We start from the raw sequence: 16,762 nt of genomic DNA, 5'->3' as shown, positions 1-16,762 counted from the left end.
CCTAGCGGTAGAACCACTCGAGGTAAAACACTCCGACACCGGCGGCACACAGCAGGCCGGCGACGATCCAGAAGCGAACCACCACGGTCACCTCGGCCCAGCCCTTGAGTTCGAAGTGGTGATGAATGGGTGACATCAGGAAGATGCGTTTGCCGTGGGTGGCCTTGAAGTAGGCCCGCTGGATGATGACCGATCCGGCCTCGATCACGTACAGACCACCGATCAGGATCAGCAGCAGCTCGGTGTGGGTCAGGATGGCCAGGGCCACCACCGCGCCACCGAGGGCGAGCGAACCGGTGTCACCCAGGAAGATATCGGCCGGCGAGGTGTTCCACCAGAGGAATCCGATCAGCGCGCCGGCGATGGCGGCGGCGACGATGGCCAGGTCCAGCGGGTCACGCACGTTGTAGCACTTATGGGCCACGCCGGTGGCCAGGGCGGGGTTGAAGCAGGACTGGTTGAACTGCCAGAACCCGATGATGATGTAGGAGCCCAGCGCCAGGATGGTGGCACCGGTGGCCAGACCATCCAAGCCGTCGGTGAGGTTAACACCGTTGGAGGTTCCCACCACCAGGAAGGAGGTCCAGACCAGGTAGAGCGCGTATCCGATAAACGGACCGGCGAAGATCAGGTCGAAGTTCAGATCCCGGGTGAAGGAGATCGCGGTGCTCGCCGGGGTCACGCCGTTGGAGTTGGCGAAGTTGATCGCCATGATCCCGAACGCCACGGCCACCACCAGCTGACCGGCGATCTTGGACCAACCGCCCAGGCCCAGGCTCTGCTGCTTGCGAACCTTGAGGAAGTCATCGGTGAAGCCCACGAGTCCGAGGCCCACCATCATGAAGAGCACCAGCAGCGCGGAAACGGAGACCGTCTCTCCGGTCACCAGCTTGGCGATGAAGTAGCCAAACAGGGTGCCGATGATGATGACGATGCCACCCATCGTGGCGGTTCCCCGCTTGGAGTGGTGCGACTGGGGCCCATCGCTGCGGATGAACTGGCCCCACTGGAGCTTATGGAACAGTTTCACAAAGACCGGGGTCAGTGTGAGGGAGAAGACCATTGATAGGACAACGGCCAAGAGCAGTGCTAGCACGTGAAAAATTCTCCCAGTCGGTCGCCGAGTAGTCGCAGGCCCGCCGAGTTGGAGGACTTAACAAGCACCGTGTCTCCGGGTCGGATCGCGGTGGACAGATACTCGAACGCCGCATCTGCCTCCTCACAATATACCGACTCCCCGTCCCACGAGCCCTCATTGATGGCCGTGATGTGCAGGCGACGGGCCGCCTGGCCCACCACCACCAGCTGGGAAATATTGAGGCGGACCAGCTGCAAAGCAATACGGTCGTACTCGTCTCCGGCGATTTCGCCGAGTTCGGTCATGACCCCCAAAACCGCGACCGTGCGCCGGTCTCGCGGGGTGATCTGGGCCAGGGTACGGATCGCGGCGGCCATCGAATCGGGGCTCGCGTTATAGGCGTCGTTGATGATCGTGACGTCGTCGCGGCCGCCGAGGACCTCCATCCGCCAGCGCTCGGCGCGGGCCAGTGTTCCCAGGGCGGCGATCGCGTCCTCGAGTGCGATCCCGAGCGCGTCGGCGGCGCTCAGCGCGGCCAGCGCGTTGTACACGTGGTGCTCACCGAGGATGCGCAGGTGAACCGGATACTCGGCACCGGATTCGGTGTGCAGCACAAAGTCGGTGCCGGTGCGGGTGCTCTCCACGCCCCGGGCGCCGAAGGTTGCCTGGTCGGTGTCCATCGCGAAGGTGCGTACCCGGGCGACGGTCTTTTCCGCCATACCCATGACCCGATAGTCATCGGCGTTCAGGATGGCCACGTCCGAAGGTGTCAGTTCGGTAACCATTTCGCTCTTGGCCAGAACCGTGCGCTCCACACCGCCGAATTCGCCGGCGTGGGCCAGGCCCACCTTGAGTACGATGCCCACATCGGGCTTGGCGATCGAAACCAGGCGGGCGATATCGCCCACGTGGCTCGCACCCATCTCGATGATCAGGAAGCGGGTGTCGTAGGTGGTGCGCAGGATCGTCAGCGGCGCGCCCACGTGGTTGTTGAAGGAGGCACGCGGGGCCACGGTCTCGGCCTGGGCCGAGAGGATCGCGTTCAGCATGTTCTTGGTCGTGGTCTTGCCGTTGGAGCCGGTGATCCCGACCACCTTCAGGTCTCCCGCTGCCCGCACCCGAGCGACCACCGCACGGGCCAGATCGGCGATGGCCACCACGACGTCGGCAACCACGATCTGTGCGATGTCCTCGTCCACCACACGCTCGGTCAGCGCCAACGCGGCACCGGCGGCCAGGGCGGTGCCCACGAAGTTGTGTCCGTCGGTGACCTCCCCGGGCTTGGCCACGAAGATGTCGCCGGGCCGGATCAGCCGCGAGTCGGTGTCGACGAGTCCCGAAACGGTGTCGGTCGCCGAGAGCGTGGTGGGGGTGCTGTGGAGTTCACCTCCAACAATCTCGGAGATCTCGGTGAGGGTCAATGCAATCATGGTGTTTACGATCTTTCGTGCACACGGGCCGGGGTGTGGCCGTGTTGAGTCTGACCCGCACCCCCGTTTGCCTCGGGGTGCGGGCGGCGCGTGTTAGTAGGTGCCCTTCCAACCGGGCGGGGTGGTGGTCGACGGCGGGATGCCGTACTTCTTGATGACCTGGGCGACGATCTCCTTGAACAGCGGAGCGGCCGCGGCCGAGGAGCGGTAGGTCAGCGGAGACTTCAGGTGGACGGTGACCACGTACTGCGGGTCATCAGCCGGGAACATGCCCGCCATCGAGGCCACGAACGTGGTCTGCAGCTGGCCATCCACGAACTGCTCACCGGTACCGGACTTCGCCGCTACCCGGTAGCCGGGCATGCGCAGCTGGTCGGCAAGGAATCCGTCGGTAACCACGGTCTCCATCATACCGATCGTTTCTTTGGCGGCGCTCGCGGAGAGGATCCGCTCCCCCTCGGTCTTTGCCGGGGCGTCGGTCACGGTGCCGTCGGGATAGGAGCAGCCCTCCACCAGCTCGAGCGGCTTCATCACACCGTCGTTGGCGATGCCCTGGTAAATCTGGGCCATCTGCACGGCGGTGGTCGAGAGTCCCTGACCGAACATGGTCACGTACTTGGTCTGGTTGTCCCACTTGTCCACCGGGTGCAGCACACCCGAGGACTGACCGGGGAACTTGATGTCGGTGGACTGGCCGATCCCGAACTTCTTCAGGTACTCGTAGCGCTGTTCGTCGGGCATCTTCTCGCCGAGGATGCTCAGGCCGGTGTTGGAGGACTGCTGCAGCACGCCGCTCATGGTCAGGCGCTCGTCCTCATGCGGCAGGGCGTCCTTGATGCTGGCACCGTTTTTGGGGTGGTAGCGGTAGGGTGCCACGACCTGCGTGTTGTGGTCGGCGAGGCCGGCATCCACGAGCATCGCGGCGGTCAGCGGCTTGAAGATCGAACCGGGCTCAAACGGTACCTGGAACGCGCGGGATCCGCGGAATTCGGCCGGGGTACCATCGACGTTGCCGGGGTCCACGCTGGGAGCCTCGGCGATCGCCCGGATCTTGCCGGTCTTAACCTCGGTGACCATTGCGATGCCGTACTCGGCTTTGGTGTCGGCCACCTGCGAGGCCACCAGCTGCTGAAGGGTCCAGTTGAGGTCTTTGTCCAGGGTGAGCTTGAGGGTACCACCGGGCTTGGCCTCGGTCACGGTCTCGGTGGTACCGGGCAGCGGCACGCGGTCCTTGGACTGCTGGAACTGCTGGCGCCCATCGGTGCCCTCGAGGCACTGTTCGGCGCTCAGCTCCATGCCTGCCTGACCCTGGTTATCGGCCCCGACAAAGCCGACGATGTTTCCGGCGACGGCCCCGTTGGGGTACACCCGGCCGAAGGTCTGGCGAATATAGAGCCACGGGACATTCATCGCGCGGATCTTGGCGAACTGGTCGTAGCTGACCTTTTCGGCCAGCAGCGCGTAGGCCGCGTCCTTATTCTTCGCCAGCGCGTCATCGATCTTGGCCTGCAGGGTTGCCGGGTCCACCGCGAGGACCGCGGCGATCTCGGCGATGGCCTGCTCCACCGAAATCTTGACGGTCTTCTTGCCGTCCTTGCGGTCGAAGGCCTTTACATCCTTCGGCGAGGTGGTGATCTCGAACTGGGCGATGCTGGAGGCCAGCACGGCGCCGTTGGAGTCCACGATGTTTCCGCGCGGCGCGTAGATGGTGCTGGAGCCACCCATCTTTTCCAGCGAGTCGGCGACCAGGCTCTCGGCCCGCACCACCTGAATATCAACCAGCCGGGCAACAAACCCGGCCAGGATCAGGGCCACCACGATCAGGACCGCGACGAGTCGCCGCCTGGTGGACATTGCCGATGAGGTCATGCAAACACCTGGAACATTTTCTCCTCAGTTGCGTCCCCCGAGGCGGAGGGCGAGGATGACGACACGGTACCGGTTCGCATAGCGCGGGCTACGCGAACCGGTGGGTGCGGGCGAGGCCCGCGCGATAACCGAGGTTGCCGCGTGAAACTAGTGGGTCTTCGGCGACGGAAGTCCCGCATCCAACGATACGTTGGCCGGGCCCGCGGGAGCGTTTGCCGCGCCCGAGTTGATCACAACGTCTCCCCCGGCGGTCGCGATGGGCGCCCCCTGGATCATCGAGTTCTGGATCGAGTTGGCCGGAACCTGCTTGACCGGGCCGGTGCCCGCGGCGGTTCCGGTGACCTCGCCGGTCTTCAGCGAGATATAGGCGGGGGTTCCGCCGAAGGTCATGCCGAGCGCCTGGGCGTTGGCGGCGATGTACTGGGGCGAGGAGATCGCCGCCAGGTCGGTGCCAACCGACTGGCTCTGCCAGCCCAGCTCGCGGTGTTCCTTCTGCAGCGCATTGAGCTCATAGGCCCCCTGGCTGAGGCCCACGCTGAGCAGGATCTGGGTCAGCACAATCGCGCCGATCGCCCCGAGCGCCATAAACGCGTAGAGCAGCTTGGGCTTGGCCTGGGCGCGGGTACCCGGGGAGACCGCGCGCAGCGGCCGTTCCCGGCCGCGCTCGGGAGCCTCGACCGGCGCAGTGGTAACGTCCCACGCGAAATCGTTGCGTGCCAGGTTTTCACTCATGATCAGCCCTCACGTACTCGTTCTGCCGCGCGCAGCCGGACCGGCTTCGCGCGGGGGTTTTCTTCGATCTCGGCCTCCGAGGCAAGCTCGGCGCCACGAACCAGGAGCCGGAAGCGTGCCGCGTGTTCGGGCAGCTCCATGGGCAGGCCGGCCGGCGCGGTAGACGCCGTGGCCTTGGCAAACAAACGCTTGATGATGCGGTCTTCGAGGGACTGATAGGACAGCACCACGATGCGTCCGCCCACGTTCAGCGCGTCCAGCGCGGCGGGAATCGCCGCCGCCAGCACGCTGAGTTCGGTGTTGACCTCGATCCGCAGTGCCTGGAAGACCCGCTTGGCCGGGTGACCGTTGCGGGAGACCGCGGCGGGGGTCGCGTCCTGCAAAATCTGCACGAGCTGACCCGAGCGGGTGATCGGGGCCTCGTTACGCGCGGCGATGATCGCCCGGGCATAGCGGCCGGCAAGCTTTTCCTCGCCGAAGTCCTCGAAGATGCGCCGCAGGTCGCCCTCGCGGTAGGTCGCCAGGATAATCTCGGCGGTCAGCTCGCTGGTCCCGTCCATGCGCATGTCCAGCGGTGCGTCCTGGGCATAGGAGAAGCCGCGCTCTGCGCGATCCAGCTGCAGCGAGGAGACGCCGAGGTCAAACAGGATCGCGTCCACGCCGGAGACCCCGGCGCTTTCCAGAGCACCCTCGATGCCGTCATAGACGGTGTGTACGAGGTGAGCTCGGTCGGCCACGGCGGCGAGCCGGGTGCCGGCAATCTCCAGCGCCTGCGGGTCGCGGTCCAGGCCGATCAGGTTGAGGTTCGGGTAGCGGGTCAGCATCGCGAGCGAGTGCCCACCCATGCCGAGGGTCGCGTCAATCGCCCAGGCCCCGGGCTTGGACAGCGCGGGGTCGAGCAGCTCGAGACAACGCTCGAGGAGTACGGGGGTATGAATCTTGTCGAGTTCCATAGTGTTTTCTTCCGGTGCCCGGTGGGCAATCCCTGGGGCCTGATCCCCATCCGCTCCGTCCCGCCGCCAGGGAAGGGGCGTCGGCACGTTGGTGAACGGCGGGGGGTCGGGGTGCAGGGACTAGAACAGTCCCGGAATCACCTCCTCGGCGGTGTCGGCGAACGCCGCTTCCTGCTCGGCCAGATAGGCCTCCCAGGCTTCGGTGTCCCAGATCTCGGCGCGGCTACCCGCACCGATGACGGTGAGTTCGCGGCTCAACCCGGCGTAGTTACGCAGCGCCGAGGGAACCGTGATGCGGTTCTGCTTGTCCGGAGTCTCGGCGCTCGCCCCCGAAAGGAACACACGCAGATAGTCACGGGCCTGCTTGCTGGTCACCGGGGCCTGCCGAATCTTGGTGTGCATGTCCTCGAACTCTCGAGTACTGAACACGTAGATGCAGCGTTCCTGGCCACGGGTCATCACCACCCCGCCGGCGAGTTCCTCGCGAAACTTGGCCGGCAGGATCAGGCGGCCTTTTTCATCCAACTTCGGGGCATAGGTACCGAGAAACATGTCTCCAGCTCCCTCCCCCGATCGGACGACCTCCACCGCTTGCCCCCACTTTACTCCACCCCCTACCACTTTCCTAGGAACCAAACCTAATTTTTCGATTTAACGCGCCGGGAGGCCAGTAAATACGCGACCTGTGAAAGTGGAGGGAAATGGAGCGTTAAATCCGCTCAGCGAGTCTATGTGCCTGTATAGGTCCAATTTTGGGCAAAAAAATACCCTCCACGCATCAGGTGGAGGGGCGTGGAGGCTGCTACCTCGGGCACCGTGGAGGACGGTGGAGGGAGAGGCGGGGAAGGATCTCGAAGGAGGCCGGGGAGGCGAGTGGAGGGGGACGGGGATCAGGGCGTTCCGAGCCTCCCACGGTGTCCGCTCACCCTGCCCGTAAAAACAAACATGGGCCACCCCGAAGGGTGACCCATGTCAAAAAATCCGGTGGGGCTACTGCTCGCCGCCATCGCGACGATCCCAGCGCTCCCCCATGCGATCCATGAACGAGCTGGACGGCGAGGAGGAAGATCCACCCTTGGCCTTGGCCGGCTGAGCGAAGAACTCACCCGAGGGGGCCGCGGTGGGGGCCGCCTTCTTCGAAGGGGTGATGGCTACCAGCACACCCGCGAGCATCGCGGCGAAGCCGACGATGCCAAACAGTGGCTGCTTGAGCATGACCGCGACGATCAATCCGCCGATTCCGACGATTGCCAGCAGCGCGCCCAGCGCGATGCTGCGGTAGCTCGGACGCCCACGTTTACTACCCGCGGTCGATACAAAATCTGCGTCATGCCCGTACAGGCTACGCTCCATCTCGTCAAGAAGACGCTGCTCCTGCTCGGATAGCGGCATTCCGATCGCCTCCTCCATCAACCTAATGCGCAAGTGCGCCCTCTCACTCTAGCCGCCCAGGGAAAGCTAAGCTAGACGCGTGAACGAAACCGAGCACCTCCGTGACCAGCTCCAGCTCCGCATCGATCAGTTTCTGATCGAGCATGAATCTATTCTGGCGCGGATTGCCCCCGACCTCTCCACGTTCTCGACGTACTCCCAGAAATTCCTCAGTGGGGGCAAGCGCTTTCGGGCAATCTTTGCCTTCTGGGGCTGGCACGGGGTACGGGCGAGTAATCCCGCGACGAACCCGGACGATCCCGCCGCGCGCGACATCATCCTGGGGGTGGGCGCGGCCCTGGAGATCTTCCACGCGGCAGCCCTGGTCCACGATGACATCCTGGATAACTCCGACACGCGCCGCGGCGAACCGGCCATTCACCGCCGGTTTGAGGCACTCTCGGCCGAGGCAAACTGGCGTGGAGACCACGCGGCGTTCGGGCGTGGCGCGGCCATCCTCTTTGGCGACATGCTGCTCAGCTGGAGCGACGAGCTGATGTACAACACCCTCGCCGCGCTCCCCCGCGAAAACGATGCGGCGGCGCGCGCCGAGTACCAGAACATGCGCACCGACGTGACCGCCGGACAGTACCTCGACGTACTGGAGGAGAGCGCCTGGTTTGGTCACTCCGATGACGAGCTGATCACCCGGGCACGCCAGATCCTGACCTATAAGTCGGCCAAGTACAGCGTGGAAGTACCCCTCGCTTTGGGGGCAAGTGTCGCCGGCGGGTCGGAAACCCAGCTGGCCGCGCTGCGCGCCTACGGCCTGAGCGTGGGAACGGCGTTCCAGCTGCGGGACGACATTCTTGGTGTCTTCGGGGATGCTCGGGTCACCGGCAAGCCCAGCGGCGACGACCTGCGCGAGGGCAAGCGCACCCTGCTGGTGGCCCTCACCCGCCGCGAGCTGCCCGAGTCCGAGCGGGCTCGCTTTGATGCCCGGATCGGCAACCCGGATCTGAGCGATGAGGACATCCTCGAGCTGCAGGCACTGATGCAGGAAACCGGCGCGGTGGCCGCGGTGGAGACCATCATCGCCGAGAGCGTGGCGTCGGGACGAGCGGTGCTGACCGATTCCGGTCTCGGCGCCGAGGCCCGATCGGCCCTGGACGCCCTCGCCCTCAAGATGAGCAGCCGCAGCGCCTAGCCGGCACAGACAAAACCGCCGCACACCATGGGGTGCGCGGCGGTGTGTTGTCTGGGGTTAGGCCAGGGCCTGGGTGATGCGACGCACCTCGGTCTTGCGACCGGAGATCAGCGCATCGATCGGGGCCACGCCCAGGGTCTCCTCCTCGGAGAGCAGCCACTCCATGGCCTCCTCGGTACTGAAGCCGGCGTCCTCGAGCAGGAACAGGGTGCCGCGCAGGTGTACCAGCGGCTCACCGTCCTTCAGGAAGTCCGCGGGGACACTCAGGACTCCGTTTCGCTTGATTCCAAGCAGGTGCTTGTCCTCAATCAGCCGGCGAATCCGGCTCGGGGTCTGGTCAAGAATCTCTACCAGCTCGGGCATTGCGAGCCACTCACGCTGTGCATATACATCGGTCACGTGACAAGTCTTACACGCGCGACACCCGAGAGCCCACTTTGGGCGCGACACGCGGTCATTTTTTGCCGAAAATACCGCGATCCCGTCCCCCTGGACGGCCGAAACGTCATCCCGCAGGCCTATTTCCGGCCGCCACACCGCGCCACGGGGTGTTTTGTACAGGGTCCACGCAGCTCTGACCGTAAACTTGTCCCGTGACGTCCAGCCCACTTCCCGATCCCCTGATCGGTCGTCTGATTGATGACCGCTATCAGGTGCGCTCGCGTATCGCCCGCGGCGGCATGGCCACCGTGTACCTGGCCACCGACCTGCGCCTGGAGCGCCGGGTCGCCCTCAAGGTCATGCACGGGCACCTCTCCGACGACACCAACTTCAAAAACCGCTTTATCCAGGAGGCCCGTTCGGCCGCCCGCCTGGCCGACCCCAACGTGGTCAGCGTGTTCGACCAGGGCCAGGACGCCGACATGGCCTACCTGGTCATGGAGTACCTGCCGGGCATCACCCTGCGCGACCTGCTGCGCGATCACGGCCGGCTGACGGCCCGTCAGGTCATCGACATCATGGATGCGGTGACCAGCGGCCTCGCCGCCGCCCACCGCAGCGGCATCGTGCACCGCGACCTCAAGCCCGAAAACGTGCTGCTGGCCGACGATGGACGAATCAAGATCGGCGACTTCGGGCTCGCCCGAGCGGTGACCGCGCAGACCGGCAGCGGCCAGGCCCTGCTCGGCACGATCGCCTACCTCTCCCCCGAGCTGGTGACCCGCGGCGAGGCCGACGCCCGCAGCGACATCTACGCGCTCGGCATCATGATGTACGAGATGCTCACCGGCGAACAGCCCTACCAGGGCGAGCAGCCGATGCAGATCGCCTACCAGCACGCCAACGAGTCGGTGCCGCGGCCGAGTGCCAAGGTGGCCCAGGTCCCCGCGGACCTCGACGACCTTGTGCTGTGGTGCACCGAGCGCGAGCCCGAGGAGCGCCCCAGCGATGCCGGGGAGCTGCTTGAGCGACTGCGTGAGGTTGAGCGCCACCTGGGTCTGTCGCACTCGACTCCGGCACCCCCGACCCCGACCGCCGTGGCCACCACCGTGTTCCCGGCCCTGCTCGGGGCGAACGACGGCGCCGACGTGACCCGCGTGCTCACCTCGCCGAGCGTGCGCACCGGGCCGGTGGATCCCCATGATCAAACCTCCGCACTCAGTGTGCGTTCCAACCGTCGCGCCAAGCGCGGCTGGTGGGTCCTGCTGCTGGTGCTCATCCTGGGCGTCGGTTCCGGAACCGCCGGCTGGTACTTTGGCTTCGGCCCCGGCGGACTGCTGGATGTGCCCAACCTCGTGGGCAAGCCCGCGGCCGAGGCATTCGACACCCTGAAAAAGGCCGAGATCAAGACCGAACGGGCCGAGGAATACTCCCTTACCGTGCCCGCCGACACGGTGATCTCCACCGACCCCGCCGGTCCGGCCCGGATCGATAAGGATCGGGTGGTGAAGATCACCGTCTCCCTGGGTCTCAAGAACGTGTCTCTCGGCGCACTGGGGGGCAAGTCCCTCGAGGAACTGCGTCCGGTCCTGGCCGAAAACAACCTCACCGAGGGCACCATCACCAAGCACTACTCGAGCAAGGTTGCCGCCGGCAACATTCTGGGTGCCAGCGTGGGAGGCACCGACATCACCGAGACCGGTGAGACCCAGTGGGGCCAGACCCTCGATTTCTCGGTGTCCGCCGGGCCGATTCCCCCGGTGAGCGGGCTTGCCGAGGATGCCGCCCGCAGCGCCCTGACCGGCGTGGGCCTCGTGGTGGCCAGCGAAAACAAGACCGAGTTCAGCGATACCGTTCCCGCGGGCAGCGTGATCGCGGTGAGCGAGCTGCGCGCCGGGGTGGTTCCCGACGTCGGCGGCACGGTGACCCTGGTGGTCTCTCTCGGCCCCGACCTGGTCGCCGTCCCCGACGTGACCGGCAAGCCCGTCAAAGCCTCTAAGAAGGCCCTGGAAGACGCCGGCTTCACCGTGACGGTGAAGTCGGGGATCCCCCAGGCCGTGGCCGATCTGCTGGGTGATTCCTTCACCGTGGCCGGCACCGACCCGGCCGCCGGAACCAAGATCAAGCGCGGCGCGGCCGTGACCATCCAGGCCAACTTCTAGGCCGCACCCATGCGCCGCTTTCGAACGCTTCTGATCGTTGGTGTGGCCGCGCTTCTGGCGCTGTGGGGTCTCGCCTATGTGGTGCCCGATGACTGGTCCTGGCTGATCCTGGTGGGCTACGCCCTGGTCATTGTGGGTGGCGGGCTGGCCGCAAAGTGGATTCAGCGTCGCGGAGCACGCGACCACCAGCGCTAGCAGCGGGAGCCCCGGTGTCCGCCAGCGGTAGCGGCGGGAGTCCCGGTGCCCTCGTAGGGCGCGAAAACGGCGATGGCCCACGTTCCCTCGGGAACGTGGGCCATCGCCGTTTCTGAGCGGGTTACGCGTTGCGCGCGGCCAGCTCCTCGGCCACCAGGAACGCGAGTTCGAGGGACTGCTTGTGGTTCAGACGCGGGTCACACAGCGACTCGTAGCGGGTAGCCAGGTCGGCCTCATCGATGTGCTCGGCGCCACCCAGGCACTCGGTCACATCGTCTCCGGTGAGTTCCACGTGGATACCACCGGGGAACGTGCCCACCTGACGGTGCGCCTCGAAGAAGCCCTTGACCTCGTCCACCACGTCGTCGAAACGACGGGTCTTGTAGCCGTTGGGGGTCGAGAAGCCGTTGCCGTGCATCGGGTCGGTGACCCACAGCGGGGTCGCGTCGGAGGCCTTGATGGCCTCCAGCAGCGGAGGCAGGGCGTCGCGGATCTTGCCCGCACCCATCCGGGTGATGAAGGTCAGGCGGCCCGGCTCGCGGTTCGGGTCCAGCTTGTCCACCAGGCGCAGCATGTCGTCCACGCTCGTGGTGGGACCCAGCTTCACACCGATCGGGTTGCGGACACGGGAGAGGAAGTCGACGTGTGCGCCGTCGATCTCGCGGGTCCGCTCGCCGATCCAGATGAAGTGCGAGGAGGTGTTGTACGGGGTTCCGGTGCGCGAATCGATCCGCGTCATCGGGCGCTCGTAGTCCATCAGCAGACCCTCGTGGCCGGTGTAGAACTCCACCCCGCGCAGCGAGTCGAAGTCGGCCCCGGCGGACTCCATGAACCGGATGGCCCGGTCGATGTCCTTGGCCAGCTTCTCGTAGCGTGCGTTGGCCGGGTTGGCGGCGAAGCCCTGGTTCCAGCGGTGCACCTCGCGCAGGTCGGCGAACCCGCCCTGGGTGAAGGCGCGCACCAGGTTGAGGGTGGACGCGGCGGTGTGGTAACCCTGCACCAGACGCTCGGGGTTCGCGGTGCGCGACTCCGGCGTGAAGTCGTAGCCGTTGACGATGTCGCCTCGGTAGGCGGGCAGGGTCACGCCATCGCGGGTCTCGTCATCGCTCGAACGGGGCTTGGCAAACTGACCGGCCATCCGGCCCATCTTGACCACGGGCATCGAGGCACCGTAGGTGAGCACCACGGCCATCTGCAGCAGGGTGCGGACGCGGTCGCGGATCTGATCGGCGGTGGCCCCGGCGAAGGTCTCGGCGCAGTCGCCACCCTGGAGCAGGAACGCGTGTCCACTCGCGGCGGCGGCCAGGCGATCACGCAGCACGTCTACCTCTCCGGCAAACACCAGCGGAGGCAGGGTCGAAATGGTGGCCGAGGCGCGCGCGACGGCGTCCTTGTCCGGCCAGTTTGGCTGCTGCTTGATCGGAAGCTCGCGCCAATAGTCCAGCCCGGCAATCACAGCGTCATCTGCTTGCACAACCGGCTCTAATGGATTTCCCACGGCACTTCCTATATCTGTTGTTGATGTCTTACCTGGCCGACCAATTGGGGCCAGCGATACCCAGCCTAGCGGGTAGTTGAGGCGGTCTTGTTTTTCATCGTCGTGGCGTACACATCTACATACTCCTGACGGCTCAATCGCTGCATTTCGCTCATCAGCTCGTCGGTTACCGAACGCAACACAAATCGGTCGCTGGCCATTCCCTCGAAGCGGCTGAAGTCCAGCGGCTCGCCGATGATGATGCCCAGGCGGCGCGGTCGCGGCAGGGCCTTACCCAGCGGCTGGGCCTTCTCGGTGTCGATCATCGCGACCGGAATCACCGGCACCCCGGATTCCAGGACCATCCGGGCTACCCCGGTGCGACCACGATACATGCGCCCGTCCGGGCTGCGGGTCCCCTCGGGGTAGATCGCCATCAGGTCCCCCTCGGAGAGCACCCGTAGACCCGTGTTCAGCGCCGCCTCCGAGGCCTTGCCTCCCGAACGGTCGATCGGGAGCTGCCCGGTGGCCAACATGAAGTGCTTCACCAGCCAGCCCTTGAGGCCCTTCCCGGTGAAGTAGTCGCTCTTGGCCAGGAAGGTGACCCGGCGGCGCAGATACAGCGGCAGGAAGATCGAGTCCACCACCGAGAGGTGGTTGCTGGCGAGGATCGCGGCACCGTGGGTGGGCACATTTTCGGCACCCACAACCCAGACCCGGAAGAGGGGCTTGAGGATGGGGGCAATGATGAACAGCTTCATAAACCGATAAAACATGGGGACCTTATTTCGGTTGCCGGATCGTTCGAGCATAGCGCGTGGGCCTCAAAACAGGCGTGCACCCGGGGGCAATTGCTCCCGGGTGCACGTCGTACGGCGAAAACGCCTAGGCCGGGATGCCCTCGGCATAGCGACGTGCGATATCGGCGGCACCCACGACACCGGCATCGTTCACGAGCTCGGCGATCACGAAGGTGGCCTCGGGGTGGAAACCGTGAGCGGGGTGGTGGGCGCGATAGGCCTCGCGGATCGGACCCAGCAGGTCCTCCCCGGCCTGGGCGACGCCGCCGCCGATCACGAAGAGCTGCGGGTCAAGCACGGCGCCCAGCGAGGCAGCGGCGGTTCCGATGTAGGTACCGAGGATGCGCAGGGCCTCCAGGGCACCCGGGTCCTTGGCCTGGCTCAGCTGGGAGATCAGCGAACCGTTGAGCTCGCCGCCGTTCTCGGCGCGCACGCGGGCCAGCTCGGCACCAATGCCGTCGGCCTGGGTGTCGGCGATCTCCTCGCAGTAGCGCTGCAGGGCGCGGCCCGAGCCATAGGGCTCAAAGCAGCCGTGTACGCCACAGCCACACTGGATCCCGTCGGGGATCAGGCGGATGTGACCGAGCTCGCCACCCACGCCAAACCCGCCGCGCAGCAGGCGGTCGTTCAGCACAACCGCGCCACCCACGCCGGTTCCGATGGTCAGCATGACCATGTCGCTGGTGAGTGCGCCGGCACCGTGGACGAACTCGGCCCAGCCGGCGGCGTTGGCGTCGTTCTCGATGATCACGGGCAGGTCGATCCGGGCCTGCAGCTTGTCGCGGAAGGGCTCGTTGCGCCACGCCAGGTTCGGTGCGTAGTAGATCTCCGACTGGGCGGCGTCGATAAAGCCGGCGGCGGCCACACCCACGGCGGACACCTCAAACTCCTGGCGCAGGTCTTCCACCATCGCGACAACGGCGTCCTCGATGCTCTTCACGTCCGACGCATCGGTGGGTACTCGGCGGGCGGCCACAATGTTGCCCTGCTCGTCTACAACCGCACCCGCGATCTTCGTGCCACCAATGTCGATACCGACTGCATGCATGCTGCGCAAAACCTTTCCTCGGGCTGTCTGGGTATTAACGCCCTGGTCGAGTTTAGTGGCCCCCGGCGCGCCCCGCACGACCACGCCGATATTCGGCAAAACGTTCATGATTCTCGCTGGGAACTCGGTTACGTTTTCACCCAACCCGCGTTTTGCGAACTAAGGTGGGGTGTACCCGATTCCAACTGGTACCAAAGGAGATACCGTGGCTCAGATCGAGATACCCGCCGTCGTCCCCGCAGATCCGGAAGCCAACACCACCGATTTGCTGATTGAGCGAGTGCGACTCACCCCCGACCGTGCGCTGTTTGCCGTCCCCCGTGGTGACAGCGAGTGGGAAGACATCAGCGCTGCCGAATTTTTGGATCGCGTGACCGCCCTGGCCAAGGGCCTGGTTGCCGCCGGAATCGAGCCGGGTCAGAAGATCGGACTGCTCGCCAAGACCCGCTATGAGTGGACCCTGATCGACTTCGCGACCTGGTTCGCCGGAGCAATTCTGGTCCCCATCTACGAGACCAGCTCGCCGAGTCAGATCCAGTGGATCCTCAGCGATTCGGGCGCCACCGCGCTGATCGTGGAAAGCCCCGAACACTTCGCCAAGTTCGATGAGGTCCACCCCGAGCTGCCCGAGATCGGACAGGTGTGGCAGATGCACCTGGGCGCGATCGAGAAGCTGATCGTGGCCGGCGCCGAGGTCCCCGATGAGGAGATCGAGCGCCGCCGCAACCTGGCGCGCGGCGAGGACATGGCCACCCTCATCTACACCTCGGGCTCGACCGGACGTCCCAAGGGCTGCGTGCTGACCCACTCCAACTTCGTGGAACTCACCCGGAACTCGGCCGTTGATCTGGCCGAGGTAGTCAACATGCCCGGCGCCTCCACGCTGCTCTTCATCACCACCGCCCACGTGTTCGCCCGCTTCATCTCGGTGCTCACCGTGTACTCGGGGGTCAAGACCGGCCACCAGCCCGACACCACCAAGCTGGTTGAGTCGCTGGGTTCATTCCACCCAACCTTCCTGCTCGCGGTACCGCGGGTCTTCGAGAAGGTGTACAACTCGGCCGAGCAGAAGGCCGAGGCCGGCGGTAAGGGCAAGATCTTCCGCAAGGCCGCCGACACCGCGGTCGAGTACTCCACCGCACTGGAATCCGGCTCGGTCCCCTTCGGGCTCAAACTGCGCTTTGCCCTGTTTGACAAGCTGGTCTTTAGCAAGCTGCGCGCGGCCATGGGAGGCCGGATCAAGTATGCGGTGTCCGGCTCGGCCCCGCTGGGCCCGCGCCTGGGCCACTTCTTCCACGCGCTGGGGATCACCATCCTCGAGGGCTACGGCCTGACCGAGACCACCGCCCCGGCCACCGTGAACCGCGCCCGGACCGCGCGCATCGGGACCGTCGGTCCCCCGCTGCCAGGGAACGCCATCCGGATCGCCGAGGACGGCGAGGTTGAGGTGCGCGGCGTGTGTGTCTTCCAGAGCTACTGGAACAACCCCGAGGCCACCGCCGCCGCCTTTGACGACGGCTGGTTCCGCACCGGCGATCTCGGCACCCTGGATGAGGACGGCTTCCTGCGCATCACCGGCCGGAAGAAGGAAATCATCGTGACCGCGGGGGGCAAGAACGTCTCCCCGGCCGCGCTGGAGGACCCGATCCGCGCCAACCCGCTGGTCGGCCAGGTGGTGGTGGTGGGCGATCAGCGCCCCTTCATCTCCGCCCTGATCACCCTGGATCGCGATATGCTCCCCACCTGGCTCAAGAACAACGGGCAGGACGAGAGCCTGGATATCGCCCAGGCCGCCACGAACCCGGCCGTCCTGGCCGAGATTCAGCGGGCGATCGACGCCGCCAACACCCGGGTGTCGCGCGCCGAGTCGATCCGCAAGTTCGTGATCCTGAGCACCGAGTTCACCGAGGCCAGCGGCCACCTGACCCCGAAGCTCAGCATCAAGCGCGGCGAGATCCTGCACGACTTCGCCGGGGTAATCGACGGCATCTATGCCAAGACCCCCACCCAGAGCGTGTCTCTGCCCTAGCCCGAGCGGCAAAACGCCCGTGGCCCATCC

Annotated in this window: 15 protein-coding genes; 4 read left to right on the top strand and 11 right to left on the bottom strand. The window is 65.7% G+C overall.

Annotated features, from left to right (window positions below; all coding sequences use genetic code 11):
- Nucleotide 1: 1 nt before the first annotated feature.
- From mraY to IE92_RS0102580, 7 genes are all read right to left on the bottom strand, one after another.
- Nucleotides 2-1,096, bottom strand: a complete 1,095-nt coding sequence (gene mraY, locus IE92_RS0102610; protein WP_030143321.1) for a phospho-N-acetylmuramoyl-pentapeptide-transferase — start codon at nt 1,094-1,096, stop codon at nt 2-4.
- The gene (locus tag IE92_RS0102605; protein WP_030143320.1) at nt 1,090-2,508 is read right to left on the bottom strand and encodes a UDP-N-acetylmuramoyl-tripeptide--D-alanyl-D-alanine ligase; all 1,419 of its coding nucleotides are present in this window, start codon (nt 2,506-2,508) and stop codon (nt 1,090-1,092) included. The genes mraY and IE92_RS0102605 overlap by 7 nt, the downstream gene beginning before the upstream one ends.
- A gap of 93 nt (nt 2,509-2,601) precedes the next feature.
- The gene (locus tag IE92_RS0102600) at nt 2,602-4,377 is read right to left on the bottom strand and encodes a peptidoglycan D,D-transpeptidase FtsI family protein (RefSeq protein WP_030143319.1); all 1,776 of its coding nucleotides are present in this window, start codon (nt 4,375-4,377) and stop codon (nt 2,602-2,604) included.
- Nucleotides 4,378-4,524: 147 nt separating this feature from the next.
- The gene (gene ftsL, locus IE92_RS17090; RefSeq protein WP_051701510.1) at nt 4,525-5,109 is read right to left on the bottom strand and encodes a cell division protein FtsL; all 585 of its coding nucleotides are present in this window, start codon (nt 5,107-5,109) and stop codon (nt 4,525-4,527) included.
- Between the two features lie 2 nt (nt 5,110-5,111).
- Nucleotides 5,112-6,062 carry a 16S rRNA (cytosine(1402)-N(4))-methyltransferase RsmH gene (gene rsmH / locus IE92_RS0102590; RefSeq protein ID WP_030143317.1) on the bottom strand — a complete coding sequence of 317 codons (951 nt, stop codon included), beginning with the start codon at nt 6,060-6,062 and terminating at the stop codon, nt 5,112-5,114.
- A 120-nt stretch (nt 6,063-6,182) separates the two neighbouring features.
- Entirely contained in the window at nt 6,183-6,614 is a 432-nt protein-coding gene (mraZ, locus tag IE92_RS0102585) for a division/cell wall cluster transcriptional repressor MraZ (RefSeq protein WP_030143316.1), read from the bottom strand.
- A 438-nt stretch (nt 6,615-7,052) separates the two neighbouring features.
- Nucleotides 7,053-7,454, bottom strand: coding sequence for a DUF3040 domain-containing protein (locus tag IE92_RS0102580; RefSeq protein ID WP_030143315.1), 402 nt, complete (start codon nt 7,452-7,454; stop codon nt 7,053-7,055).
- 79 nt (nt 7,455-7,533) lie between these two features.
- Between IE92_RS0102580 and IE92_RS0102575 the strand changes: the two genes are divergently transcribed.
- Nucleotides 7,534-8,640, top strand: a complete 1,107-nt coding sequence (locus IE92_RS0102575; protein WP_030143314.1) for a polyprenyl synthetase family protein — start codon at nt 7,534-7,536, stop codon at nt 8,638-8,640.
- Nucleotides 8,641-8,697: 57 nt separating this feature from the next.
- Here IE92_RS0102575 and IE92_RS0102570 read toward each other — a convergent pair whose 3' ends face one another.
- Nucleotides 8,698-9,039 carry an Rv2175c family DNA-binding protein gene (locus IE92_RS0102570; RefSeq protein WP_030143313.1) on the bottom strand — a complete coding sequence of 114 codons (342 nt, stop codon included), beginning with the start codon at nt 9,037-9,039 and terminating at the stop codon, nt 8,698-8,700.
- A gap of 194 nt (nt 9,040-9,233) precedes the next feature.
- On the opposite strand from IE92_RS0102570, the gene pknB reads away from it, so the two are divergent.
- Nucleotides 9,234-11,183 (top strand): Stk1 family PASTA domain-containing Ser/Thr kinase, encoded by a 1,950-nt coding sequence (pknB, locus tag IE92_RS0102565; RefSeq protein ID WP_030143312.1) that lies wholly within the window; start codon nt 9,234-9,236, stop codon nt 11,181-11,183.
- Nucleotides 11,184-11,192: 9 nt separating this feature from the next.
- Nucleotides 11,193-11,378 carry a hypothetical protein gene (locus IE92_RS0102560; protein WP_030143311.1) on the top strand — a complete coding sequence of 62 codons (186 nt, stop codon included), beginning with the start codon at nt 11,193-11,195 and terminating at the stop codon, nt 11,376-11,378.
- A 121-nt stretch (nt 11,379-11,499) separates the two neighbouring features.
- Here IE92_RS0102560 and IE92_RS0102555 read toward each other — a convergent pair whose 3' ends face one another.
- The 3 genes from IE92_RS0102555 to IE92_RS0102545 form a co-directional block, all read right to left on the bottom strand.
- A complete protein-coding gene (locus IE92_RS0102555; protein WP_121688462.1) occupies nt 11,500-12,834 on the bottom strand; it encodes a class II 3-deoxy-7-phosphoheptulonate synthase in 1,335 nt (444 codons plus the stop codon).
- Nucleotides 12,835-12,941: 107 nt separating this feature from the next.
- Nucleotides 12,942-13,631, bottom strand: a complete 690-nt coding sequence (locus IE92_RS0102550; RefSeq protein WP_030143309.1) for a lysophospholipid acyltransferase family protein — start codon at nt 13,629-13,631, stop codon at nt 12,942-12,944.
- A gap of 109 nt (nt 13,632-13,740) precedes the next feature.
- Nucleotides 13,741-14,703 carry an ROK family glucokinase gene (locus IE92_RS0102545; protein ID WP_030143308.1) on the bottom strand — a complete coding sequence of 321 codons (963 nt, stop codon included), beginning with the start codon at nt 14,701-14,703 and terminating at the stop codon, nt 13,741-13,743.
- A gap of 205 nt (nt 14,704-14,908) precedes the next feature.
- Between IE92_RS0102545 and IE92_RS0102540 the strand changes: the two genes are divergently transcribed.
- The gene (locus IE92_RS0102540; protein ID WP_030143307.1) at nt 14,909-16,732 is read left to right on the top strand and encodes an AMP-dependent synthetase/ligase; all 1,824 of its coding nucleotides are present in this window, start codon (nt 14,909-14,911) and stop codon (nt 16,730-16,732) included.
- The last annotated feature ends 30 nt before the right edge of the window (nt 16,733-16,762 follow it).

The sequence above is a fragment of the Mycetocola saprophilus genome (assembly GCF_000718085.1).
Lineage (GTDB): Bacteria > Actinomycetota > Actinomycetes > Actinomycetales > Microbacteriaceae > Mycetocola > Mycetocola saprophilus.
Note: the sequence above shows the minus strand (reverse complement) of the source record. Positions and strands in the feature narration are given on the sequence as shown.